The sequence below is a fragment of the Bowdeniella massiliensis genome (assembly GCF_023634005.1).
Classification (GTDB): Bacteria; Actinomycetota; Actinomycetes; order Actinomycetales; family Actinomycetaceae; genus Bowdeniella; species Bowdeniella massiliensis.
In genome coordinates, this window is sequence record NZ_JALIQR010000005.1 from 44809 (window position 1) to 69581 (window position 24773).

The window sequence follows — 24773 nt, forward strand, 5'->3', positions numbered from 1 at the left end:
AGTGAGAAACGATGCCCCTCTATTATGTCGGAGCGATGCCAGCTGGCGGCGAGCTATGCCCCGCGAACCTCGGCAGCAAACGCGTGCGCGGGCAGGTCCTCGGCGCGTGCGAGGGTCACGAGCGGCTCCGTGATGGCGGCGAGCGCCTCCCGGCTGTACGTCACCTGCTGCACGGGTCGGATATAGGCCATGACGCTCAGCCCCGCGGCGTGCCGGGCCGTGCCGCCCGTGGGCAGGACGTGATTGGAGCCGGCAACGTAGTCGCCCGCCGGCACCGGCGTGTAGGGCCCGACGAAGATCGCGCCCGCATTGAGGATTCGCGCCGCGACGCCCTCGGCGTCCTCGGTCTGGATCTCCAGGTGCTCGGCGGCGTAGGTATTGGCGACGGTGATCGCGTCCTCAATGCTCGCGACGAGCACCGTCGCGCTCTGCGGGCCCGAAAGCGCCGTGCGCACCCGCTCACGGTGGCGGGTCGCTGCCACCTGGGCGGCCAGCTCCGCATCGACGCGATCGGCGAACTCGGCCGAATCCGTGATGAGCACGGAGGCCGCCGCCGGGTCGTGTTCGGCCTGGGACAGCAGATCAGCCGCGACGAACGCCGGATTGGCGCTGTTGTCAGCGATCACCGCAATCTCGGTCGTGCCTGCCTCGGCATCGATACCGCAGCGCGAGGCAACCGCACGCTTGGCGGCCGCGACGTAAATATTGCCCGGGCCGGTCACCACATCCACGCTCTCGCACAGCACCGAGCCGTCGGCGTTCTTCGCGCCATAGGCAAACATCGCGATCGCGCCCGCTCCCCCGACGGCATACACCTCGTCAACGCCCAGGAGGTAGCACGCGGCGAGCACGCTCGGGTGCGGCAGCCCACCGAACTCTTTTTGCGCCGGGCTCGCGAGCGCAATGTCCGCCACGCCCGCGACCTGCGCAGCGACGGCGTTCATGACGACGGAGCTCGGGTAGACGGCGAGCCCGCCGGGCGCATACAGCCCGACGCGTCGCACCGGAATCCAGCGCTGGCGGATCGTGCCGCCGGGCACGATCTCGGTTGTCACCTCACGCGGCAGCTGCGCCGAGTGCCCCGCCCGCGCGTGCTCGATCGCGACTTTCAGCGCCGCCGTCAGCTCCGGGTCGAGCTCGTCCGCCGCCCGCTTCAACTCCGCAGCCGGCACCCGCAGGTGTTCGGGCCGTACCCCGTCAAAGCGCTCGGCCTGCTCGATCAGCGCCGGAGCCCCGCGATGTCGTACATCGTCGATGACGCCCTGCACCTGAGCCAGGGCCTCACTCACGTCGAGCGCCGCGCGCGGCAGCAGCTCCTCGATGTCGCACGTCGCGAGGTCAGTAGTCCGCAAATCGATCCGGTTGAGCATGATGCCAGGATAGTTGAGCGCGGGCGCCAGAACCCGGGCCGTCCAGCGAAAACTGGGACTCCTACTACGATCGAGTCATGAAGATCACAGCTGTCACTGGCGACATCACCGAGGCCCACGTTGATGCGATCGTTAACGCCGCGAACTCCTCGCTCATGGGAGGCGGCGGCGTCGACGGCGCGATCCATGCCGCCGCCGGCCCGGAGCTCCTTGGCGCCTGCACCGAAGTGCGCAGAACCCAGTACCCCGACGGCCTGCCCGTGGGCGAAGCCGTCTCGACGCCGGGATTCGATCTGCCAGCCTCGTGGGTGATTCACACCGTTGGGCCGAACCGCCACCGCGGCGAGTCCGACCCGCAGCTGCTCGCGAACTGCTTGCATTCTTCTCTCGAGGTAGCGCGCCTGCTGGAAGTCCAGTCCATCGCGTTTCCCGCAATCTCAGCCGGGGCCTACGGCTGGGACATGGACGAGGTCGCCAAGGTACTGGTCGCCGCGGCGCGGCAGGAAGCCAAAAACCCGGAAAATGACGGCATAGCTGAGCTCCGCTTTGTTCTGTTCTCCCCCGAGATGACCGAGGCGTTCAAGTCGAAGCTCTAGGTGAGGTCTCGTAGTCGGACAGCCTCGGCGAGGACGTCGATCCCCTTGACGATCTGATCGAGGTCGGTCCATTCCTCAGGGCAGTGGCTCCGCCCGTCCTTTGATGGCACGAAAATCATGGCGCTGGGGACGAGCGCGGCCATTTCCACACTGTCGTGGGTGGCACCGGAGTACAGCCGCATGGCCTCATGTCCGACGTTGGAGGCTGCCTGCACAGCGATCGACGAGAGTGCGTCATCCATGACGGCGGGGGCGTCAAGCTTCCATGACAGTTCTGAGTGCGTCCCGTGTCGAGCACCGAGGTCCGGGATCGTCCGTTCAAACGTTTCTCGCAGCTGTGTGAGGTCGGACTCGCGTGGGCTGCGGAATTCCCCGGTCACTCGCGCCTGCTCGGAGATGGTATTTGTGAGCGGGCTCGTCGTCGTCACGGCCCCCACGGTTCCTACGGAGTCACTGCCCGCGGCTGCGATCCGCTGGACGGCAAGGACAGCGTCCGCAGCGCAGCACATCGAGTCAGCGCGCTGGTCCATCGGCATTGTCCCGGCGTGATCGCGGCGTCCTGAGATATCCAGGACGAACGTGTTAATGCCACAGATATGCGTCACGACGCCGACGCTGGCGTGTGCTGCCTCCAGGTGTGGGCCCTGTTCGATATGCAGTTCGAAATAGCTGCACAGATCTTTGGGGTTCCATCGTGCTTTGGCTGCGTAGTCGGGAGATCTTCCACCCGCTTCCATCAGAGCCGCTAGTGTCTCGCCTTCATCATCGGTAGCAAGCAGAGCAGAGCGGCGAAGGGTGCCCGCTGCTGCCCGCGAGCCAACGAGCTTGATGCCCTGTGGATTGCCCTCCTCATTAGAAAAATCGACAACCCGCAGACCGTGTCGAAGACGAACCCCTGATCGGCGGAGAATCTGCACCACTTCGATGGCTCCGACGACTCCGACGATGCCGTCAAACCGGCCTCCACCGGGCACGGTGTCGGAATGCGAGCCGATCACGATGTCGGGGGCGTTGGGGTCCTCGCCTTCCAGTCGGCCAATAACGTTGCCGACCGCGTCGGTCACGACATCGAGGCCCACCTTCCGCATTTGGTGGGCTACCCAGTCACGGGCCGCCCGATCCTGCTCGCTAAATCCGGTGCGCGACCAGCCCGGAAGGTCGGTATCGGTGAGCGTCGACAAATACTCGATTCGCTCGTCGACCCAGTCGGGATCTGCAGATCGCAATGTGTCGGTCATCGCGGGCTCCTCACTGGCATTTGAGCTCCCGGGATCGTCGTGCTTTCGGCGGCTAAGATCACGGCGTACTCTGTTGCCTCAATGAGGTCTACTCCCCGACTGACGGCGCATGCAAGAGCGCCACAAAACACGTCACCCGCACCACTGGTGTCGACCGCGTCAACTTCTGGTGCGGGAATATGGATGGCAGCTGCGTCAACGTTTTCAAACACGGCCGCGCCTTGAGACCCGAGGGTGACAACGACCGATCGTGCGAAATCGAGACTTCGAACGCACTGTTCTACCTCGCCTAGCGCCGTCGGAGTCGCTCGGCCGGATAGATCGCCGAGCTCCGACTGGTTTGGCACGACAACATTCGCCCGGTCCAACAGTGGCCGGATCTCATCGACTGCCATCATCGGGGCAGGGTTCAAGATGAACACGCGCCGGGGGTCATGGTCAGCGGCCGCTTGGACGGCCTCGACCGGCACTTCAAGCTGACACAGGACGACGTCAGCCTCGAAATGGGTGAGGACCTCGGTTACATGGTGGGCGCTCAGCTTGGCGTTGGCCCCCGGATTGACGACGATGACATTCTCACCGGTGTCATCGACGATGACCGTCGCGGTCCCCGTTGGTTCGTCATCGACGAATTGCACACCAGTGATATCGACACCGTGCTGGCTCATGCTCTGCAGCAGCGTCTCTGATGCGGCGTCGTGCCCGAAGGCGCCGATAAACCACACGTTGCCGCCAGCAACCCGAGCCGCGACCGCTTGATTAGCGCCCTTACCCCCGGGTGTGACGCTGCTATCTGTTGCCAACAGTGTCTCCCCCGCTAGCGGCACTCGAGGCACCCGTAGCGTTGTGTCGAGATTGGCAGAACCTACGATCGCCACATTGCCGTCGATTGTCATGATCGCCTCCCAAGGTCATCGATCGCCTGCAAGACGAGGCCCCAATACCTATCTCGATCTAGTGTGATCGCAATAGCGGCATTTTTGGGCTGGTCTGCGTAACGATCATGGAGATCGACGATCGTCGTTCCTCGTGTCCAGGTCCCTTCGAGTTCAACGGCCAGGAACGATTCTCGCCACTCAATCACGTCGGGATCAATCAAGGCGGCAATCGTGCAGGGGTCATGCACGGGCGGCGCCTCGAACTCCCAGATCCTGTTGTAGGAGTCGCCGAAGAATCCCATCCAGTCAGCACAGATGTGCCCGATTGTGTGCTCCATAGCCGACATCGAGCGGACCACGTCGGGGGTCGCAAGCGCCTGGTGCGTGAGGTTGAGCCCCACCATCTTCACGGGTACCCCGCTGTGCAGCACGACATCGAGCGCCTCGGGATCTGCATACACGTTGAATTCCGCCGTGGGAGTGTGGTTGCCGCGCCCGGTCGACCCCCCCATGAAGATCACCTCAGCAACCTTCTGGATACTGCTCGGGTGTTCCTGAAACAGTTGCGCGATGTTAGTCATGGGGCCCGTGACGGCGATCGTGACCTTTTCGTCCGAGTCACTCAAGACCTGGGCTAGCAGATCTGGTGCTGACTCAGAGCCAACTGACATCGCCGGTTCTGGTAATTCTGGCCCATCAAGGCCGGAAGCCCCGTGCACATAATTGCCCAGGGCAAGCTCGCCTCTCAATGGACCGGAAGCTCCCTTGGCAACGGGGATCTCCGTCGCGCCATAGAGACTGAGAATCCTCAGCGCGTTATATGTGGCGTCGTCAACGGAGCAGTTGCCAAAGCAGGTTGTCACAGCCAGGAGTCTGACTCGGTCGGAAGCTACGGCTAGGAGTAGCGCAAGGGCATCGTCGTGTCCTGGGTCGCAGTCGATGATGAGTGGTCGCGTCACTGGTCCCCCTCGCCAGCAAGCCAGCGCAGCATTCCTCCAACGAGAGCCGGGAACCCTTCCCAGTCCAGGAACGGTTGGGGGCACCAGTGCGGACCGATGTCCGTAGACCATGCGAGAGAACGTCCCTTACCCACCTGTTGGGTGGCAAGCAGGACGTCATCGGCTACTTTCGCGACCACGTCTGCTTCCTCTTTAGCCTGCAGCTCGTTGTAGCCCAAGAGGTGCGGAGCGCCGGCAAATAGCGACGCCAGTGGATGGTTGGATTCCACTCCCACGACTTTTGCTCCTTCGGGGGTTTCTACTCGGTCATCGCAGGTCAACATGGTGACCGGTAGGACCTCTGCGAGTGGACTCCGCGCGAAGTTTGCGGCGGCATTAATTCCCTGAAAGCTCAGGTAGCCACCGGCCATCATGAGGCCGCCACCCGATTTGGTCCACTCGACGAGCGACTTCAACGAGTTGGTGCTCTGCTCGCCGTCCGACCACGTTTCAGGGGTGAGAACGAATGAGTTGTAGCCAATATCGGAAATGATGATGACGTCATATTCGGACTGCTCTTCAACAGTGCGGGGAAACTTCGCTGGGACGTCGTGACCATACATCTGCTCCACGTCGATCCCCTGCGCCGCCGCTGCCGCAATGAAGGCATCAGCGCCGGTATCGAACGTCGTGCTTGTGAAGATGTCGAAGCCTTTTTGGTGGGTTTCGTGAACGACCCAGCTCTCTCCAGCGAGAAGTACACGCATCAGTTTCTCCTTGTTCTCATGAGCCCTGGAAGAGGGCCTGCGGGTTGGTGATCAGAAGTTGGTTCGTGTCATCCGTGGACAATCCGTGACGGTGAAGTCGTGGAACGAAATACTGCAGAATATGCCCATATCCCGGCCCGCCATGGGCGCGGAGGAGCGATTTGAGGAATATGTCCTGGGAGATCAGTAATTGGCTGATCCACCCGCGCTCCACAAGACGCGCAATCCATTGGGCGTTTTGTTCATCGGAGGGGCACTGGACATCTTGGTCGGCATAGAACACTTCCATGCCGACCATGTCGTATTGCACCCATGCGCCACGGCGGAGGAGCGCTTCTTGATAGGCAAGGTCCTCCCCCGACGGCCCCATGTGGCAGAGCACCACATTCCGCGGGGAGACTTCGCACTCTTCAGCGATATCTAGGACTTCCGTGCCGCGCCTAAACCATGCGGGCAGGTGAACCTGGACCGGAAGACCCGTTTCCCGCTGAGCGAGGAAAGCTCCCCTCAGGCTGCGGTGTTCCGCTTCTGGAAAATCAGCCCCAACACCGATCTCACCGATGATGCCCGGCCGAACGCCGGACTTACCGTTTCGGATGTCATCCAGAATCTGCTCCGCGATGTCCTCGGGACTGAGCTTTTCAAACTCGGGAGGGTGGCTGGGTTCCAGGTAGTACCCGGTACCCGCGATGATGTGAACACCTGTCCGCTCACTGACCTCGCACAGCCCCGCGAGCCGACGCCCAGTATTCATACTCGTCGCATCGATAATCGTCGCGCCACCGAGATCACGGAATCGTGACACCTCCGTGACGGCTAGATCGAGGTCATCAAGCTTGCAGTTATCCAGGTTGCCAAACGGGTCGTGTTTCAGATCCCACAGGATGTCTTCGGAGACGGGATGTACCGCGTATTCTTCGGGATCCCATCCCTGCGATGATGTGGTGTGGCTCCAGGAGGAGACATCATTGAGGACATGTTCATGCGGCAGCGTCACTCCCATTTCCGAGACAGGGATTTCACCTCGGACCGTCATGACGTGGGTCATGATCGCGTCCCCGAAAATCGACCGAATAGTTTGGTGTTCATGAGGATTGCAATGACCAAGATGAGGCCTTGAACAATCGGAACCCAGTACACATCGACCCGTAGGAGCACGAGCCCATTACTGATGATGCCGAGAGTGAGAGCGCCAATGGCAGAACCGATCACCGATCCTCTGCCGCCCATCAGACTGGTACCACCTAAGACGACTGCCGTGATGACTTCGAGCTCGAACATCGTTCCCGAGTTGGGCGAGCCGCTGGCGAGCCGCGCCGCGGTGACGACGCCCGCGAGCGCCGCGGCGAGTCCCGTCAGCGCTAGCACGGCCATCTGAATCTTCCTGATATCGACACCGGAGCGACGGAGCGACTCGGCGTTTGATCCCACGGCAACGACGTATCGACCAAAACGGGTGTGATTGAAGACGTACCAAGCCAGGGCTACGACGACGATCGCAATCCACGTCGGGGTATATAGTCCGAGAAGCCGTCCCTGCCCTAGCGGCAGCAGGAATGGGGACGTAATGGGGGTGCTATACCCTTCCGTCAAGTACAGCGCGAGCCCACGGAAGGCTGTTAACGCTGCCAGGGTGACGATAAAGGACTGCATTCGCCCGTATGCGGCGAGCGCGCCGTTGACGAGCCCCGCAACGAGCCCCAAGAGCAACGTCCCGATGAGCGCAACGACGGGGCTGCCGCTTGCGGCCCACAGCCCAAGTAGCGCTGCTGACAGTCCAACAATCGAGCCGACCGACAGGTCGATCTGACCGGTTGTGATCACGAAGGTCATGGCCATCGCAACGATGACCGTGGGAGCGATCTGTCGAAGCACGTTGACGAGATTGTCGACCGTGAGGAAAGCATCGGCGCGCAGGGCGAAAAACATAAAGAGGATCACGAAGACGACCGAAATCGACAGCACGCCAAAATGGCGACTGACGAATGTGGATACCGCGGAGTAATCTTTCTTCTTTGAGTCTTGCGTTGTGGTGGTGGTAGTAGTCACTCCTCGCTCACTTCCCCATCATTGCCGTGACCAGTTCGGTCAGATCGGTCTTGTCAGGCTCGAGTTCGCGGTGTAACACACCTTCATAGAGGACCACGAAACGATCACACACTTCGAACAGGTCTTGCAGACGGTGCGTAATCAAGACGACGCTCACTCCTCGGTCAGAGACATCTCGCACAAGTTGAAGCACCATCTCCACTTCTTTAGCCGCCAAGGCGGCCGTCGGTTCATCGAGCACAAGAACCTTCGGATCGAACGTGACGGCGCGGGCAATAGCAATGGCTTGCCGCTGCCCACCCGACATGTTCCCGACTTCTTGTGTGGTATCCGAGATTCGAATGTGGAGCTTCTCCAACTCCTCGGCAGCCTCCTCATGCATCCGGGCATGGTTAAGCCGCCGATTGAACGGGTTGTAGATCTCTCGCCCGAGGAAAAGATTGGCCGCAACATCGAGATCGTTGCACAGTGCCAGATCTTGATAGACCATCTCGATTCCGGCGGCTCGTGCCGCCCGGGGCCCGGAATCAGTCACCTCTTTGCCATCGACAAGGATCTTGCCCGAATCCGGGCTCACGGCTCCCGCAAGCATCTTCATCAGCGTGGATTTTCCGGCGCCGTTATCACCGACGAGGCCGACGACCTCTCCCGGCGCGACCGCCAGATTCACTCCACGAAGGACCGAAAGGGCACCGAATTTCTTTCGGATATCAACCATCTCTACCCGAGCGGTGGATGTCATCGTGCCTCCCTTACTTTGGTCAACGGACACCGCGTCTATTCGAAGATTGAGCGGTACTCGTCGACGTTGTCTGCCGTCACGATGTCGATCGGTACATCAATGAAGCCCTTGGGCTCAGCGCCATCCAGGATGGCCTTGATCTCCTTGACCGCCTCGATCCCTTCTTGCTTGGGATTCTGCTGAATCACTGCATGAACGAGGCCGCTGTCGATGCCGTTGATGACTTCCTTCGTGAGGTCCCACCCGATGATGACGGTGTTCGTGTTACCGGCGAGCGCTGAAACGGCGCCGACGGTAGCGGGCTCGCCAGTCGTGTAGACAAAATCGAGGTTGGGTTGAGCCGTGACAAGGTTCTGTGCTGCCGTCGCGGCCTTTTCTTGCACGTTGTCGCCGTTGACGCTCTGCGTGTACTTTGCGCCAGCCGCATCAATGGCCCCGCGGAAACTGTCTTCCCGCTGGTTCTGGATGAAGGAGTTTCGGGCGTTCACGACGCCGTAGGACTTGCCGTCAACGAGGCCTTCTTCGATCATCCATTCGCCGACCTGCTTGCCGGCGGTCTCGTTATCGACCCCGACGAAGGTCTCGACATCCTCGAGCTGGGCATCAATGGCGACGACCGGAATATTTTGATTCCTGGCGGCATCGACAGCCGGTTTGACGCCATTGACATCGATGGCCACCACGATGATCGCGTCGACGCCCTGGCTGACGAAGTTCTCGATATCGCTGGACTGCCGCGCAGAGTCATTGTTGGCGTTGGCGATGGAGACCTCACACCCGACCTCCTTGGCAGCTTCCTGAGCGCCTTCATTCATCTGTGTGAAGAAGATGGCTGTCTGGTTGATCTGAGTCATGCCGATCGTGCAGGACTCCGACCCGGTATTTTCACCGCCAGCAGCATCGGTCGTCGGACTGGCGGGGCTCTCGTTTCCAGTAGAACAAACAGCAAGCAAAGTTGCTGCAAAGGCCGCAGCAGCGGCGGCGCGCAAACGGGGACGGGTCCTTGTCATGATGCCTCCATTGGAATCTTGGAAAACGTTTACCAGCTATGGTCTGCCAACCATAACGTGACCCACACCCCATTTGGCAAGAGGATCGAGGCACGATGTAGGTAACGATTCGATCACGAAGTCACGCGTGTGTAACCTGCAGGTAATTAAGTAAGGGGTGGAGTGATGAGGGACAAACGAGTCACGATTAAAGATGTTGCCGCTCATGCAGGCGTCTCTCTCGCTACTGCGTCTCGCGCCTTGACCGGCAGTCGCCCGATGTCGCAAGACCTTCGCTCCCGAGTCCTTGCCAGTGCCGCCGAGTTGAACTACCAGGTCAATCTCTTAGGTCGAGCGCTACGGCAGAAGAGGCATCCGGTCGTAGGGTTGACGGTGCCCGATCTCGACAACCCGTTCTTCGCATCCCTCACCGAACATCTCAGCCGCACGATGCGGGCGGCTAACTATGAACTCCTCGTCTCGAGTGCCGGCGGATCCGTCGAGGCGGAAGCCGAAGGCGTCCGCGCATTCCTCGGGCGTCAGGTCCATGCCGTGGTCATCATTCCCTGCGATGAGGCGTTAAGTGCAAGTACCGTGCAGTTCGCATCACAGCAGGCGCTGACCATTCAATTTGACCGGAAAGTTGACGACGCTAATGCGGCATATGTCGGTTGCGACAATCTGCATGGAATGGACCTCATCGCAGACTACGTTCACAATGCCTTGGGCCCGGATCAGCCACTGCACTTCGTCGGTGCCGGAATGGAATCATCCTCCGCGAGGGAACGGCTCCAAGGATTTCAGCGTCACTTCCCCGATGCGCCCACGATGCTCGGAAACTTCAGCCATGAGTGGGGGGTGACTGCCGCTAAGAGGATCCTGGAGCAAGGCGTGAGCAGCGGGATTATCGTGGCAGCCGCAGACGTCATCGCATTGGGACTGATTTCTGGGCTGCGTACCAATGGCTATCGGGTTCCTAAAGATTTCCAGGTCATCGGATTTGATGGAGTCGGCCCCGCAGCGTTTGCTCATCCCCCGTTGCTGACCATCCAGCAACCTGTCGAAGCGATGTGTGAATCCATCCTTAAGCTCGTCCAAGAGGGCAGCTCGGATAGTCATGAGGAGGATGAATCCTTCAAGTTCAAACCGGTGCTGGTGGGCGGGGACCACCCAACCGCGTAGGAGCTCACTGCGGGCGACGTCAGCGCAAACAGTTTGCTCCGAGCAGTGCTTTAAGATCACCGAACAGTGCCGGCCCTGGCTTCACGCGATAGGCATCGGCAAGAGCCACAACGGTCCGGCGTCCGGCCGACGTTAAGTGAATGCGCACTTCGCTCGGCCCGTGATGGTTGGAAAGCACCCTGGTGAGCGACTTGATCGTGGACTGGGTGCAGCGGTGTGCCGGCAGCGAGATGTGCACGGGCGCTCCGGAGTCGATGTCGACATCGGGAATGGACATCTCCATCGCAGCGATCGTGGGTGACTGTCCTTCTTCGGCACGGAACCGGCCCTTGATCGCGACGACCAGGTCCTCGGCGATCTCGGTGGCGACCGTTTGGTAGGTCTGCGGGAAGAAGTTCACCGTGACGCCGCCGGTAAGGTCTTCAATCTCGAGCGATGCCCAGGGTTTACCGAGCTTTGTCACCCTGCGGTGGACCGCCGAGATCAGGCCACAAATCTCGACTCGGTCACCATCGCGCTGCTCGGGTTGGTCCATGAGTGAGGCGACCGTTGTGTTCGCGTGCATGCTCAGGACATGTTCGAGGCCGGACAGCGGGTGGTCGGAGACGTAGAGCCCGAGCATTTCGCGCTCGAACGTGAGTTTTTCTCGCTTGTCCCAATCCGGGATGTCCGGTACGACGGAGGTGAAGTTGGTGGATTCTTCCTCATCGTCGACTGCCGAGAACAAGTCAAACTGGCCGGCCGCTTCTTTACGTTTGATCGAGATGATCTCGTCGACGAAATCTTCGTGGCAGACCACGAGCGCCCGGCGTGAGGGCTGTAGTTGGTCGAAGGCGCCGGCTTTGATGAGGGATTCGATCGTGCGCTTGTTACACACCTGGACCGGCACCTTGTCCAAGAAGTCCTCAAAGCTCGTGAAGTCGCCCTTTTCTGTGCGAGCTTCGACGATGCCTTCCACGACGTGGGCGCCGACGTTACGGATCGCTCCGAGACCGAAGCGGATGTCCTTGCCCTGCGGCGTGAAGGTCGCTTCCGAGGAGTTGACGTCCGGCGGCAGCACGGTAATGTCTAGGCGACGGCACTCGGCAAGGTAGACCGCGAGCTTATCCTTGTTACCCTGCTGGCTTGTCAGCAGCGCCGCCATGTACTCGGTGGTGTAGTTGGCCTTGAGGTATGCGGTCCAGTAGGACACGAGACCGTAAGCCGCCGAGTGCGACTTGTTGAATGCGTAATCAGAGAACGGCAGCAGGATGTTCCACAGCGTCTCGACCGAGTCTTCCGGATAGCCGCGCTCGATCATGCCGGAGTGGAAGCTCTCGTACTGCTTGTCCAGCTCGGCTTTCTTCTTCTTGCCCATGGCTCGACGCAGCAAGTCTGCTTGGCCGAGCGTGTAGCCCGCGAGCTTCTGGGCGATCGCCATAACCTGCTCCTGATAGACAATCAGGCCATAGGTCGTGCCGAGGATCTCCTGGAGAGGTTCTTCCAGGGCCGGGTGGATCGGCGTGATCTCTTGCAGCCCGTTCTTGCGCAGCGCATAGTTCTTGTGGGAGTTCGCGCCCATCGGTCCGGGACGATACAGCGCGCCCACGGCGGAGATGTCTTCGAAGTTGTCGGGGCGCATGAGGCGCAGCAGTTCGCGCATGCCATCGCCATCGAGCTGGAAGACACCGAGCGTTTCCGCGCGCGACATGAGTTCATAGGTGGCCTTGTCATCGATCGGTACGTGATCGAGATCGAGCGGCGCTCCCCCGTTTTTCACGATGTTATCGAGTGCATCGGTGATGACCGTGAGGTTGCGCAGCCCGAGGAAGTCCATCTTCAGCAGGCCGAGGGTCTCACACGTAGGGTAATCGAACTGCGTGATGATGGTGCCGTCTGCGGGCCGCTTCATCAGCGGAATGATGTCCATGAGCGGGGCACTGGACATGATGACCGCGCAGGCGTGCACGCCCCACTGGCGGGTGATGCCCTCGATCCCCTTGGCCATGTCCACGATTTTTTGCACGTCCGGATCTTCGCCGTGCATCTCGCGGAACTCCGCTGCTTCGGCGTAGCGCTTGTCCTTCGGATCGAAGATGCCGGGGATCGTGATGTCTTTGCCCATGACCGTGGGCGGCATCGCCTTGGTGATGCGGTCGCCCATCGCGTAGGGGTAGCCGAGCACGCGAGAGGAATCCTTCAACGCCTGCTTGGCCTTCATGACACCGAAGGTCACGACCTGCGCGACGCGGTCCTCACCGTATTTATCGTTGACGTAGTCGATGACCTCGCCTCGGCGGCGCTCATCGAAGTCGACATCGAAGTCCGGCATCGAGACGCGGTCCGGGTTGAGGAATCGCTCGAAGAGCAGACCGTGCTGGATCGGGTCGAGATCGGTGATGCGCAGCGCGTAGGCGACCATCGAACCGGCACCGGAGCCACGCCCCGGACCGACCCGGATGCCGTTGTTCTTCGCCCAGGTGATGAAGTCGGAGACGACCAGGAAGTAGCCGGGAAAGCCCATCTGCAAGATGACTTTGACCTCGTAGTCCGCCCGCTCGCGCACGTGGGCGGGAACCCCACCCGGGAAGCGCAGCTGCAGGCCCTTTTCCACTTCCTTGATGAACCAGGACTCTTCGTTTTCCCCGGCCGGGACCGGGAAGTGCGGCATGTAGTTGGCGCCATCCGCGGTGGTCGTGAACTTGACGTCGCACATCTCGGCAACGAGCAGCGTGTTGTCGCAGGCCTCGGGCAGTTCGGGCCACAACGCCCGCATCTCTGCCTCGGGACGGATATAGAAGGTATCGGAATCGAACTTGAAGCGATCCGGATCCGACAGCGTTGAGCCGGATTGCAAGCACAGCAGCGCGGAGTGCGGGATGGCGTCTTCGGGCTTGACGTAGTGCGAGTCGTTCGTCGCGATGAGCGGGGCCTTGAGCTGGCGGGCGATCTTCAGCAGATCCTGGCGGACCCGGGTTTCGATTTCCAGGCCGTGGTCCATGAGTTCGACGAAGAAGTTCTCCTTGCCGAAGATGTCCTGGAAGTCGCCGGCCGCGCGCAGCGCCTCGTCGTAGTGGCCGAGCCGAAGCCTGGTCTGAACCTCTCCCGAGGGGCACCCGGCCGTGCCGATGAGGCCGCTTGAGTACGTCTGCAGCAGATCGCGGTCCATGCGCGGCCACTTGCCGAGCTGGCCTTCCATCGAGGCGAGCGAGGCCATCCGGAACAGGTTGTGCATACCCTCGGTGGTGCGAGCAAGTAGCGTCATGTGCGTGTAGGCGCCGCGGGCCGAGACATCATCTCCGGCGCGCTGCTGGGCTTCCGTGCCCCACGTGACGCGGGAGCGATCCTTGCGGGAGGTTCCGGGCGTCATATAGGCCTCGACACCAATAATGGGCTTGAGGCCGTAGGAGGTGGCAGTCTTCCAAAACTCGTAAGCGCCGAAGACATAGCCATGATCGGTCATGGCTATGGCGGGCTGGCCGAGCCGAGCGACTTCCTGGCAGAGTTTGTCGATCTTCGCGTGACCGTCCAGCATGGAGTACTCGGTGTGTACATGCAGGTGAACGAAGTCCTCGGAAGCCATGGCCCCAACTCTACCTAGCGGGGCGGTTACGCAGGCGCCTGGTCCGCCGGGGTGTCGAACGCGGCGGCGGCGGTTTCCGCATGGTCTACGCGACTGGTGAATTCAGCGGTGAGCAACCTCATTGCACGGGAGTGATGAGTGTTTTGCGCATGTCGTGGTGCCAGATTCCGGCATCGAGGTAACGCTCCCGCCCGATCGTCTCGTAGCCCGCCTTGCGATAGAAATCCAGGGCGTACTCCTGTGCCGACAGTTCGCTGATGAGGCCCGCGGAAGGGTCCGGCGTGAGCTGGCGGATCGCTTCGGCTTCGAGCTCGGCAAGCAGGCGCGCTCCCAGCTGCTGACCGCGATAGCGCTCAAGAACGGCGAGGCGGCCGACGTGCACGACGCCGGGGTGATCGTGGTCCGGTAAGAGCCGCCCGGTACCGGCGGGCTTACCTTCAATCGTCATGAGGACCTGGATCGTGTCGGGCAGGGCATCTCTCGCATCGACCTCCAACACGAGCGGGACCTGCTGTTCAATAACGAAGACCTCGTAGCGGATTCCTCGCGCGGCCTGGATGTCTGCCGGGTCGCTGACGACGCGGAAATCGATCATGACTCTCGTCCTTTCCTGAGCGTTGCAAGCGCGGCGGCAAGTTCCTCGGCCGGCTCGCTCCGGAACGTCACGGTCTCCCCCGTGCCCGGGTGGGTAAAGCTCAATTCGTAGGCGTGCAACCACTGCCGGATGAGGCCGAGAGCGTCGGCCTCTTTCGGGTTTGCGCCATAGGTCAGGTCCCCGACGAGCGGGTGTTTGATCGCCGAGAAGTGCACCCGGATCTGGTGCGTGCGCCCGGTCTCCAGGTCAACGTCGACGAGGCTCGCGCCCGGCAGCTCTTCGATGACCTCATAGTGGGTAATCGCGGGTTTGCCGTCGTTGCGGATCGCCATCTTCCACTGCTTGCCACCCTGGTGCGCGATGGGCGCATCGATCGTGCCTACCGCGGGGGTGACGGTGCCCTGGGCGAGGGCAAGGTAATTCTTTTTCACCTCGCGATACTTAAACGCGCGCTTCAGGGCCGAGTAGGCGCGATCCGAGCGGGCCACGACCATGAGTCCGGAGGTCCCGACGTCCAGGCGGTGCACGATCCCTTCGCGCTCGGGCGGCCCGAGGTTGGAGACGCGGAAGCCGGAGGCCCGCAGCGATCCGACGACGCTTGGGCCCTCCCAACCCGAGGACGGGTGGGCGGCAACGCCGGCGGGTTTGTCGACGACGATGATGTCGGGGTCTTCGTGCAGGATCCGCATGCCGGCAACGACGATGTCGGCGGGCGGTTCCTCCTGCGGGATCGTGATGTCGAGCAGCATGTCGCCGCTGAGTTTTGCGCTGCGCGCGAGCGGCATGCCGCTGGCGTAGACGTGGCCGGCATCTAGCAGGTCGGCGACCTTGGAGCGAGACATCCCGAGCATCCGAGCCAGTGCGGCGTCGGCTCGCTGGCCGATCAATCCGTCGGGCACGGGCAGGTAGCGCCGCTCGGCGGTCATGAGCCGGCTGCCTCCTCGTCAACAAATGCCGTTCCGTCGTCGGTCAGCAGCTTGCGGCCGGGCCGCGGATCGGAGGTGAAGGACAAGATGGCGAGCACGATCGCGGCGCCCACGATGAAGATGTCGGCAACGTTTCCGACGAACCAGTTCGAATATGACAGGAAGTCGACGACGTGACCCTGGAAGGCGCCCGGAGCACGGAAGATCCGGTCAATGAGGTTGCCCGCACTACCGCCGAGCAGAACCGCGACGACGATGATCCACGCGGGATGGGTAATGCGGGTCAGGGCGTAGGTGGCGCCGATGACGCAGGCCGCGGCAACGATGGTGAAGATCCAGGTGGCGCCCGAGCCGAAGGAGAAAGCGGCGCCGGAGTTGAATACGAGCGTCAGGCCAAAGGCGCGCCCGAGGACCGGGTGGTAGACGCCGGGCTCCAGGGCGGACAGCGCCCAGATCTTTGTGGCCTGGTCGATGGCTAGGCAGGCGAGCGCGATGGCCATCCCGATGCCGAAGGCCGCCCGCGGTGCGCGTTCGCGTTGCACCAATTCAGTTCCGTTCTGGACATGCGCAACGGCGGCACGTTCTACGGTGCCGCCGTTGTGCAAGGGGGTGTTAGGACAGGGTCTCAGGCGAGGCCTCGACGTCACGCAGCAGGCCCTCGAGGTAGCTCTTCAGGCGCGAGCGGTAATCCCGCTCGAAGGTGCGCAGCTCATCGATCTTGCGCTCGAGCAGCGAGCGCTCCTTCTCCAGCTGAGCAAGCGTGTTGTTGTACTTGTCTTCAGCTTCCTTGATGATGCTGTCGCCCTGCTGGCGGGCCTCGGTGACGATGCGTTCGCCTTCGTCCTGGCCGTTGCGCACGTATTCATCGTGCAGGCGCTGCGCGAGAGCAAGCATGCCGGCTGCGGACTGGGCGGAATCGCCCCCCTCGCCGGGAGCGGCGAAGGCGTGGGCCTGGGGCTCAACCGGGGCCTGCTCCTCGTGGACCTCGGGCTCGGCCGGGGTCTCCACTTCTTCGGCGACGGGCTCGTCCACCTGGGCGGGGGTTTCCTCGGCGGGCTGGTAATCGCCGCCACCGGCGCCCAGCTCGGAAATCCGGCGCTCAGCGGCCTGCAGCTTAGCCTTCAGCTCTTCGTTCTCGGACTGTACGGCTCGCAGCGTGTTGACTACTTCGTCTAGAAAATCGTCGACCTCATCCTGGTCGTAACCTTCCCTAAACTTCGTCTGCTGGAACTTTTTGTTGAGGACGTCGTCCGCTGTTAGCAGCGCCATTGTCGTCACCTCGTGGTCGTAGTTGCAGATGTGCGCAGCGCAGGGTCTGCGCGCTAAAAATTACAATACCTGAAACATCGCTACGATGCGCATTCTCTGGCTGAGTATTCGCGGTACAGATTGAGATTAGACCGCGATAGCTAGCGAGATAAATATGCGCTCTAAGATGATCACGCCGAAGACGATGACGAGGAATCCAACGTCTAGCGCGATGCCGCCGAGCCGCAGCGGCGGGATGATCCCGCGCAGGGCCTTCACGGGCGGATCGGTCAGCGCGTAGATGACGTTGGCGATCACCAGGATGGGGCCGCTGGGGCGCCAGGATCGATTAAATACCTGAATCCAATCGAGGATCACACGAGCGAAAAGAATCAGCAGGTAAATCGAACACAGGCGCGCCAGCAGCACAAAGAGCATGGACACGAAAGTGTGGGGTCCTTCTTAGCCGAGGTGCTTGACCGGGTCGGAGTCTTCCGCATCGCGGTAGACCTCGACCGTGGCGGGCGAGAGCAGGAAGACCCGCTGGGTCACCTTCTCGATGCCGCCTTCCAGGCCGTAGGCCAGGCCCGAGCAGAAGTCGAGCATGCGCTTGCCGTCGGCTTCCGACATACCAGACAGGTTCAAGATGACCGGGATGCCCTCACGGAAGGCGGTGCCGATGACCTTGGCTTCGTTGTAGGCCGTGGGGTGGAAGGTGACGATGCGGGAGAGTTCCTGGGAGGAGGTGTTCTCGTGCACGTCGAAACGCTGGCCGGCGGAGGCGGCGCGGTGGATGGGGGTCACGGGAGCAGCAGGCGTCTCGTCCACGGTGTCCTTCACGTTGTTGACAATGTCGGTGGTGAAGTCGTCGTAGACTTCCTCGGTCTCTTCTTCCGGCTGCGACAGCGCCAGATATTCCATGGACTTGCGAAGGAATCCAGCCATCGGGATCTCCTCAAAACTCGTGTGGGTACTCGTGTCTTTACGTTATGGGTGATTCTGGGCGCCGGGCGGCAACGGGCTCGGCGTGTCATCGATCAGCAGGGCGCTCGTGATCCGCCGGGACGTTCCATCTCGCCGGTAGGACCACCACGCCTCGTTTTCCAACGTGCACCACTGCTCGGTGGGTACGTCGACCTCGACCACGTGAACGCCGCCGTCGGCAAGTTCGCGGCGCGCCATCGCGGTGAGGTTCAGACCTGGGGTGCCCCACGAGGTGGTGGCGCGGGCTTCGTCCCGCTCGCGCGCGACTTCTTCTTGCAGCTCGGCGGGTACCTCGTAGCAGCGGGCACATATGTGCGGACCGATGAGGGCCCACAGCGGTTCGCCCGTGAGTTCACGCAGTCGCTCGATCGTCTTGGTGATGATGCGCGACTGCAGGCCTTTGCGTCCCGCGTGGGTGGCCGCCCGCACGGTGCCGGATTCGCTCGCAATGAGGACGGGCACGCAGTCGGCGGTCAGGACCGCGGGGGCGAGGGCGGCCTCGCGGGTGATGACGGCATCGCCTTCCCCGATGATGCCTGGGGCGGCGGATTCAAGGACGATGTCGGAGTGGATCTGGGCGGCGCGAGTCAGCTCGACGGCGCCGCAGTGCTCGAACGGGCCGGGAGCTGCCGCGGTCGTGATGACCGCGAGCGCTCCCGGCCCGCATGGGAGGGAATAACGCACCTAACGAGGGCTCGTTATTTCAGGAAGTCCGGGATGTCGAGGTCGTCATCCTTGGACTGGTTACGGCCCCCGTCGGGAAAGACCGGGGGAACATCGAGCTCGGGGGTGGCCTCTTCGGGCTCCGGGCTCTTGTCGGACTCGGTGAAGCCGGGCACGGCGGGAGCGGTGCGCGGTACGGAGTGCTGGCCCTGGCGGTCGGCGACCTGGCCGGGGGTGCGATCTTCGGTGGGCTCGGGTGCGGGCTCTTCGCGCTTGGGCTCGGGGGCCGGGCGCTGCGGAGCCTGCTGGCCACCGGCGGGCTTGCGGCCCTCGGGCTGCTGATCGAAGCCGGCGGCGATGACGGTGACGCGGACTTCGTCGCCGAGGGCATCGTCGATGACGGCACCGAAGATGATGTTGGCTTCGGGGTGAGCGTTTTCCTGGACGAGGCGCGCGGCCTCGTGGATCTCGAAGAGGCCGAGGTCCGAGCCACCCTGGATCGAGAGCAGCACACCGTGCGCGCCGTCGATCGAGGCCTCGAGCAGCGGGGAGGAGATCGCGAGTTCGGCGGCCTGGACGGCGCGGTCCTCACCGGAGGCGGAGCCGATGCCCATGAGGGCGGAGCCGGCGTCCTTCATGATCGACTTAACGTCCGCGAAGTCGAGGTTGATGAGGCCCGGCGTCGTGATGAGGTCGGTGATGCCCTGAACACCTGAGTGCAGCACCTGGTCCGCGGCGCGGAAGGCGTCGAGGACGGAGACGTTGCGATCCGAGATCTGCAGGAGGCGATCGTTCGGAATGACGATCAGGGTATCGACTTCCTTGCGCAGCGCCTCGATACCGGCCTCGGCCTTGGTGGAGCGCTGGCGGCCTTCGAAGGCGAAGGGGCGGGTGACGACACCGATCGTCAGGGCGCCGATTTCACGAGCGATCTTGGCGATGACGGGCGCGCCACCGGTACCGGTGCCGCCGCCCTCACCGGCGGTCACGAACACCATGTCGGCGCCGCGCAGGGCTTCGGTGATCTCCTCGATCGAATCCTCGGCGGCCTTGCGACCGACCTCGGGATCGGCGCCGGCACCGAGGCCGCGGGTCAGGTCCCGGCCGATGTCGTGCTTGGAGTGGGCGTTGGATAGGACCAGGGCCTGGGCATCGGTGTTGATCGCGACGAACTCGACGCCTTCGAGCCCCTCTTCGATCATGCGGTTCACCGCATTGACGCCACCGCCGCCAATGCCGACCACTTTGATGACGGCCAAATAATTCTGTGGTGATGTCACGGGTTTCCCTCTCGTTGCGAGCCTTCAACCTTCAAGCTCAGGTTGAAGGTGAAACTTTTGTCGTCGTTAGGCGCAAGCAAAGTACGCGCTTGCAGGAGGCAGAACAACGACCGACACGGCGTGTTGGGAAATCGAGTTATTTCGTCACGGGGGTTCGCGGCGCGGAGACGTCGTAGACCTTGGCCTCCTGGGTGAGTAGCACCTGCAGCACCCGCGATTTCAGCTCGGTGTCGTTGGAGCCGCCCCAGATGACTCGGGCGGAATTATCGAGTGTGAAGCTCATAAGGCCGTCGCCGTCGATCGCGGCGGAGCTCAGGCGCGAGCGCACCTCATCTGGCAGGGCGCCGAGCGTCGTGAGGACGTCCTGGACGAGCGCGCCGCGCAGGTGTTCTTCTCCCCCAACGGAAATGACGGGGATGCCCTCGGGTGCCTCACCGCGCTTGCCAAGGACAACGCCGTGGGCGTCCAGAAGTTCGAACTCACCGGAATCGGCCAGTTGCTGGGCGGCGACGGCTTCGCGTCCCTTGACCGTGACGATGACTTCCTTGGGCCAGGATCGTGCGATCTGAACGGTCTCCACGACGGTCAGTGCCTCGACGGCTGCGCGCATATCGCCGGTAGAAAGTCGTGGTAGTGGCGTCCCGCGGTAGGGCTCAAGGACGGCCGTCACAGCCGATTCCGAGACCTCCGGCCCCTCGGTTTTCACCTTAATCGTCGTCAGCGCAAACAACGGGGAGAAGAACGCGCCCCACACGAGCGCCGCAATGAGCACGATGGCCCCGGCGGCCCAGTAGGCATAGCGCTTGCGGGCGTGCCACACGGCTCGGCGGCGTTCATCGCGCACCCGGTTCAGCGAGGTGACGGGCGAGTGGTCGCGGCGCAGAGTTTCCTTTGCGCGCGCGGCGAGCTGCGTGATCGGGGCGGGCGAGCGCTCAGCTTCGGCGCGGGGCTCGGGCTTGGCCCGGTCCTCGGCCTCCTCCTCGGGCGCGATGAGCGCTTGGCGGTCGTCCTCGTTCAGACCCGGCCGGTGGATCCGCGGCCTTGGGCGTGGCGGTGGTTTCACCGTGCCTGCTCCGACAGTTCGGCAATAACGGTTGCGTCGGCTTCGGTGATCGAGCCGGCTCCCATGGTGAGGACGATGTCGCCGGGGCGGGCTAGGCTTGCGGCCAGGCGCGCGGCTTCATCCATGTCGGCGACGTAGCGGGCCTTGGGGAGCTTATCCGTGATGAGTTCGGAGGTCACGCCCGCAACCGGGGCCTCGCGGGCCGGGAAAATGTCGGTGACGATGACGGAATCGGCGCCCTTGAGCGCTCCGGCGAACCGATCGGCGAAGGCCTGGGTGCGGCTAAAGAGGTGCGGCTGGAAGATGACGATGACGCGCGAGGCACCGACCTGGGTGCGGGCGGTCGCGATTGTGGCGGCGACCTCCGTCGGGTGGTGCGCGTAGTCATCGATGACGCGCACGCCGCGCACGTAGCCACGCTGTTCGAAGCGGCGTCCCGTGCCTGCGAAGGCGCCGAGTGAACGCGACATCAGGGTGGCCGGCACGCCGAGTTCGATACCGGCGATGAGGGCGGCGGCAGCGTTCAGGCGGTTGTGGTCCCCTGCCACCTGCAACGCGAGGCGATAGTGGCGATCATCGATGATGACGTCATCGCCCGCGACGCCGACATCAGCGTTCTTGGAGCGGCCATAGGTGACGACGCGCAGCCCCTCGGCGGCAGCGCGCTCCGCCAGGTCGGCAGCGCCCGGGTCATCCGCGCAGCAAATGAGGAGCCCGCCCTCGGTCAGGCGCGACGCGAAGTCGAGGAAGGCCTGCTTGAAGGCCGCCTCCGAGCCATAGTGATCGAGGTGATCGGGTTCGACGTTCGTCACGATCGCGACGCGCGGCGCGTAGTTCAAGAACGAGCCGTCGGATTCATCGGCCTCGGCAACGAACACCGAACCGGTGCCAAGCCTCGCTCCGGAGCCGAGCCCGAGGACCGTGCCGCCGATGGCATAGGACGGGTCGGTACCGGCCTCCACGAGGGCGGCGGCCAGCATGCCGGAGGTCGTCGTCTTGCCGTGGGCCCCGGCGACCGCGACGAAGTCCAAGCCTTCGGCGGCACGTACGAGGGCCTCGGAGCGGTGCAGGATCTGCTGGCCGCGATCGATGGCGAGCGCGAGTTCCGGGTTTGTGTCCTTGATCGCCGTGGAGCGCACGACGGTGAAATCAGCGGGCAGGTTCGTGCCGTCGTGGCCGATGAAGCAGTGGATGCCCTTGGCGCGCAGGCGCTGCAGCGCCGCGGAGTCCTTCGCATCCGAACCCTGAACGATCTGGCCGCGGGCCGAGAGCAACTCGGCGATGACGGACATCCCCGCACCGCCGATCCCGATGAAGTGGTAGCGCTCGCGGTTCATCGCCGGACCTTTTCAATTTCGTCAACGAGTTTCGCGGCGCCGTCGATTGCTCCGATGCGGGCGGCGGCCGCTCCGGCCTGCTCGAGCGCGCTCGGGTCGGTCAGCCACGGGCTGATCGTCGCCGTGAGGGAAGCCGGAGTGAGGTCCGAATCCTCCAGCAGCAAGCCACCACCGGCGGCGAGCACATCGGCCGCATTGCGGCGCTGCTCCCCGTTGCCGATCGGCAGCGGGATGTAGATCGCGGGCAGCCCGAGCGCGGTGAGTTCGGCGACGGTGCCGGCGCCCGAGCGGCAGATGACCATATCTGCGGCTGCGTAGGCCTCGTGCATCGCGGGCAGGTATTCGCGCACGTGGTAGTTTCCGAGTTCCATGCCGTGATCGGCGAGCGCGGCGTGCACCTCGCCCGCCTTGCCCTTGCCGGTCAGGTGCAGGACCTGCACGCTGCGCTGGGCGAAGTAGGGCGCGTTCTCCGCGGCGGCGGCGTTGATGGACTTGGCGCCGAGCGAGCCACCGGTGACGAGCACGGTCGTCATCTCGGGGTTCAGGCCGAGCTTTTCGGCGGCCTGGCTGCGGGCCCACGCGCCATCTCCCCCGCGCCGGCGCATCGCGAGATCCAGGATCGGGCCACGGATGGGCAGGCCCGTCGTCACGGTCCGGCCGCGCTTAGCGGCAAGCGGCGTCGACGGGAAGGTCAGGGCGACGACGGCGGCGCGCTTGGCGCCGAGCTTATTGGCATAGCCGGGCCTGGCATTTTGTTCGTGGATAACGAACGGGATGCCATCGCGCCAGGCAGCGAGGTAGGCGGGGGTGGCGACGAAACCACCGAAACCGACGACGAGGTCGGCTTTCACGTCGGCCAGGACCCCGCGCACCTGAGAGATCGCAGAGCGAAACTTCACCGGGAAGGTGAGAGCGCTCGGGGTGGGTTTGCGCGGCATCGGAACCTTCGGGATCGTCACGAGATTGATGCCCGCGGCCGGAACCAATTCGGTTTCTAATCCGCTTGCTACCCCGAGCGCCGTAATCCGGGCGGCCGGGTAGCGGGCAGCGATTTCGCTGGCTGTTGCGAGCAGCGGGTTGACGTGTCCCGCGCTGCCACCACCGGCCAGAACGATCGAGTGAATCACGAACTTCTCCTTGCACGGCGGCCGATCACCGATAGTGACCGCCTCACCGCGGATGTCGATTGCGCCAGGGCCACGCTAGCGCCGGGCTCGGTTCGAGCCAGGGCCAGCAAGACTCCGATGGCCATTATCGTACTGACGAGGGAGGAACCGCCAGAAGAGATCAAGGGCAGCGGCACGCCAATGACCGGCGCAAGGCCCAGCACAACGAAGATGTTCATGAAGGCTTGCCCGATGATCCAGGTGCCGAGTCCCGCCGCAAGCAGCCGCGCGTAATCGTCGGTCAACACCTGGTAGAGCCGGAAAATTCCCCAGGCCAAAACGGCGAAGAGCACGAGCACGAGCGAGGTTCCCACGAGGCCGAGTTCCTCGCCGATGATCGCGAAAATATAGTCATTGTGCGCCTCGGGTAGGTAGGCCCACTTCTCGCGCGAGGCGCCCAGTCCAACCCCAAAGACACCGCCGGTGCCAAGCGCCCAGCGGCCGTGGCGCGGCTGATAGCCGAGCGCATCGGAGGTGCCCTCGGTCGCGTGTTCCATGCCGGGCAGGAACTGGATGATTCGGGCCATGCGCGTCGGGTTATCGATCACCATGTACACGACGGCGCCGAGCGCCAGGATCGCGAGCACGCCCAACCACTTCTTCGGCAGCCGCGCGCAGACCAGCATCGCGGCGACCATGACCGCGATGACGAGCGCGGTGCCGAGATCGTGGCCACCGAGGACAAGAACCATCGAGATGCCCACGGCACCCAGCGGCACGACGAGATGGCGCCAGTTCTCCAAGTGTCGCCGGTGCGCCGCAAGAATCGAGGCGAGGAAGAGCGCGAGGGTGAGTTTGATGAACTCCGATGGCTGGATCGCAAACGGCAGGCCCGGAATTCGGATCCAGGCGACGTTACCGCCCTTGCCGACGGCCAACGGTGTGAAGATTAGCGCGCCGACCACCCACGAGCCGAGGAGCGCGAACGGAGCGATCTTGCGCAGCGTTGGAATGGACATCCGCGACAAGAGGTATGCCGGGATGAGCGCGGCGGCGGCGAAACCCATCTGCCGGGTGGCGTCGTTGTACGGGGTACGCCCCTCCTTGATGGAGGTGACCGTCGACGCCGACATCACCATGGTGATGCCAAAAACGAGCAGGACGACGGCCGAGCCGAGGATGAGGTAGTAGGACAGCGCGCCCGGGTGAGTCCGGGTCAGCGAGTGCTTCGGTGTTTCTTGCGTCAACGTGACCGGCATG

The 24773-nt window shown here is 63.1% G+C and carries 24 protein-coding genes; 2 read left to right on the forward strand and 22 right to left on the reverse strand.

All coding sequences use genetic code 11. The features are described from left to right. Positions 1-53: 53 nt before the first annotated feature. Positions 54-1370: a histidinol dehydrogenase gene (gene hisD, locus MUN85_RS04425; RefSeq protein WP_250505564.1), complete on the reverse strand. Its 1317-nt coding sequence runs from the start codon at positions 1368-1370 to the stop codon at positions 54-56. 77 nt (positions 1371-1447) lie between these two features. On the opposite strand from hisD, the gene MUN85_RS04430 reads away from it, so the two are divergent. Then, a complete protein-coding gene (locus MUN85_RS04430; RefSeq protein WP_250505565.1) occupies positions 1448-1966 on the forward strand; it encodes an O-acetyl-ADP-ribose deacetylase in 519 nt (172 codons plus the stop codon). On the opposite strand, the gene MUN85_RS04435 is transcribed toward MUN85_RS04430, so the two are convergent. Genes MUN85_RS04435 through MUN85_RS04470 form a run of 8 tightly spaced genes read right to left on the reverse strand, consistent with a single transcriptional unit; the run spans position 1963 to position 9567 of the window. Then, a complete protein-coding gene (locus MUN85_RS04435) occupies positions 1963-3204 on the reverse strand; it encodes a Zn-dependent hydrolase (RefSeq protein WP_250505566.1) in 1242 nt (413 codons plus the stop codon). The two genes, MUN85_RS04430 and MUN85_RS04435, sit on opposite strands and share 4 nt — an antisense overlap. After that, the gene (locus MUN85_RS04440) at positions 3201-4100 is read right to left on the reverse strand and encodes a ribokinase (RefSeq protein WP_250505567.1); all 900 of its coding nucleotides are present in this window, start codon (positions 4098-4100) and stop codon (positions 3201-3203) included. Before MUN85_RS04440 ends, MUN85_RS04435 begins: the two co-directional genes overlap by 4 nt. Beyond that, a complete protein-coding gene (locus tag MUN85_RS04445) occupies positions 4097-5152 on the reverse strand; it encodes a nucleoside hydrolase (RefSeq protein WP_250505568.1) in 1056 nt (351 codons plus the stop codon). The genes MUN85_RS04440 and MUN85_RS04445 overlap by 4 nt, the downstream gene beginning before the upstream one ends. Then, on the reverse strand, positions 5038-5787 hold the full coding sequence (locus MUN85_RS04450; RefSeq protein ID WP_250505569.1) for a glutamine amidotransferase: 750 nt from the start codon (positions 5785-5787) through the stop codon (positions 5038-5040). The genes MUN85_RS04445 and MUN85_RS04450 overlap by 115 nt, the downstream gene beginning before the upstream one ends. A gap of 16 nt (positions 5788-5803) precedes the next feature. Continuing rightward, entirely contained in the window at positions 5804-6835 is a 1032-nt protein-coding gene (locus MUN85_RS04455) for a phosphotriesterase family protein (RefSeq protein ID WP_250505570.1), read from the reverse strand. After that, the gene (locus MUN85_RS04460; protein ID WP_250505571.1) at positions 6832-7836 is read right to left on the reverse strand and encodes an ABC transporter permease; all 1005 of its coding nucleotides are present in this window, start codon (positions 7834-7836) and stop codon (positions 6832-6834) included. The genes MUN85_RS04455 and MUN85_RS04460 overlap by 4 nt, the downstream gene beginning before the upstream one ends. Before the next feature lie 7 nt (positions 7837-7843). Further along, a complete protein-coding gene (locus tag MUN85_RS04465; protein ID WP_250505572.1) occupies positions 7844-8578 on the reverse strand; it encodes an ATP-binding cassette domain-containing protein in 735 nt (244 codons plus the stop codon). Between the two features lie 35 nt (positions 8579-8613). Beyond that, a complete protein-coding gene (locus MUN85_RS04470; RefSeq protein WP_250505573.1) occupies positions 8614-9567 on the reverse strand; it encodes a substrate-binding domain-containing protein in 954 nt (317 codons plus the stop codon). A 186-nt stretch (positions 9568-9753) separates the two neighbouring features. Between MUN85_RS04470 and MUN85_RS04475 the strand changes: the two genes are divergently transcribed. After that, complete coding sequence (locus MUN85_RS04475) at positions 9754-10749, forward strand: LacI family DNA-binding transcriptional regulator (RefSeq protein WP_431603545.1); 996 nt, start codon at positions 9754-9756, stop codon at positions 10747-10749. Positions 10750-10768: 19 nt separating this feature from the next. On the opposite strand, the gene dnaE is transcribed toward MUN85_RS04475, so the two are convergent. The 13 genes from dnaE to MUN85_RS04540 form a co-directional block, all read right to left on the reverse strand. After that, positions 10769-14311, reverse strand: coding sequence for a DNA polymerase III subunit alpha (gene dnaE / locus MUN85_RS04480; RefSeq protein ID WP_250505575.1), 3543 nt, complete (start codon positions 14309-14311; stop codon positions 10769-10771). Between the two features lie 118 nt (positions 14312-14429). Continuing rightward, complete coding sequence (locus MUN85_RS04485; protein ID WP_250505576.1) at positions 14430-14906, reverse strand: GNAT family N-acetyltransferase; 477 nt, start codon at positions 14904-14906, stop codon at positions 14430-14432. After that, positions 14903-15832, reverse strand: a complete 930-nt coding sequence (locus tag MUN85_RS04490) for an RluA family pseudouridine synthase (RefSeq protein WP_250505577.1) — start codon at positions 15830-15832, stop codon at positions 14903-14905. The genes MUN85_RS04485 and MUN85_RS04490 overlap by 4 nt, the downstream gene beginning before the upstream one ends. Then, positions 15829-16374, reverse strand: a complete 546-nt coding sequence (gene lspA, locus MUN85_RS04495) for a signal peptidase II (protein ID WP_250505578.1) — start codon at positions 16372-16374, stop codon at positions 15829-15831. Before lspA ends, MUN85_RS04490 begins: the two co-directional genes overlap by 4 nt. Before the next feature lie 70 nt (positions 16375-16444). Beyond that, complete coding sequence (locus MUN85_RS04500; RefSeq protein WP_250505579.1) at positions 16445-17101, reverse strand: DivIVA domain-containing protein; 657 nt, start codon at positions 17099-17101, stop codon at positions 16445-16447. A gap of 126 nt (positions 17102-17227) precedes the next feature. After that, on the reverse strand, positions 17228-17518 hold the full coding sequence (locus MUN85_RS04505) for a YggT family protein (RefSeq protein WP_250505677.1): 291 nt from the start codon (positions 17516-17518) through the stop codon (positions 17228-17230). 24 nt (positions 17519-17542) lie between these two features. Beyond that, positions 17543-18025 (reverse strand): cell division protein SepF, encoded by a 483-nt coding sequence (locus MUN85_RS04510; RefSeq protein ID WP_092564728.1) that lies wholly within the window; start codon positions 18023-18025, stop codon positions 17543-17545. Positions 18026-18067: 42 nt separating this feature from the next. Further along, positions 18068-18748 (reverse strand): purine nucleoside phosphorylase YfiH/LACC1 family protein, encoded by a 681-nt coding sequence (locus tag MUN85_RS04515; protein WP_250505580.1) that lies wholly within the window; start codon positions 18746-18748, stop codon positions 18068-18070. 14 nt (positions 18749-18762) lie between these two features. Continuing rightward, a complete protein-coding gene (ftsZ, locus tag MUN85_RS04520; RefSeq protein ID WP_250505581.1) occupies positions 18763-20007 on the reverse strand; it encodes a cell division protein FtsZ in 1245 nt (414 codons plus the stop codon). Between the two features lie 136 nt (positions 20008-20143). Then, a complete protein-coding gene (locus MUN85_RS12885) occupies positions 20144-21070 on the reverse strand; it encodes a cell division protein FtsQ/DivIB (protein WP_250505582.1) in 927 nt (308 codons plus the stop codon). After that, positions 21067-22407 (reverse strand): UDP-N-acetylmuramate--L-alanine ligase, encoded by a 1341-nt coding sequence (murC, locus tag MUN85_RS04530; RefSeq protein ID WP_250505583.1) that lies wholly within the window; start codon positions 22405-22407, stop codon positions 21067-21069. Before murC ends, MUN85_RS12885 begins: the two co-directional genes overlap by 4 nt. After that, complete coding sequence (murG, locus tag MUN85_RS04535) at positions 22404-23534, reverse strand: undecaprenyldiphospho-muramoylpentapeptide beta-N-acetylglucosaminyltransferase (RefSeq protein ID WP_250505584.1); 1131 nt, start codon at positions 23532-23534, stop codon at positions 22404-22406. Before murG ends, murC begins: the two co-directional genes overlap by 4 nt. Further along, complete coding sequence (locus MUN85_RS04540) at positions 23531-24772, reverse strand: FtsW/RodA/SpoVE family cell cycle protein (protein WP_250505585.1); 1242 nt, start codon at positions 24770-24772, stop codon at positions 23531-23533. Before MUN85_RS04540 ends, murG begins: the two co-directional genes overlap by 4 nt. Position 24773: the final 1 nt, after the last annotated feature.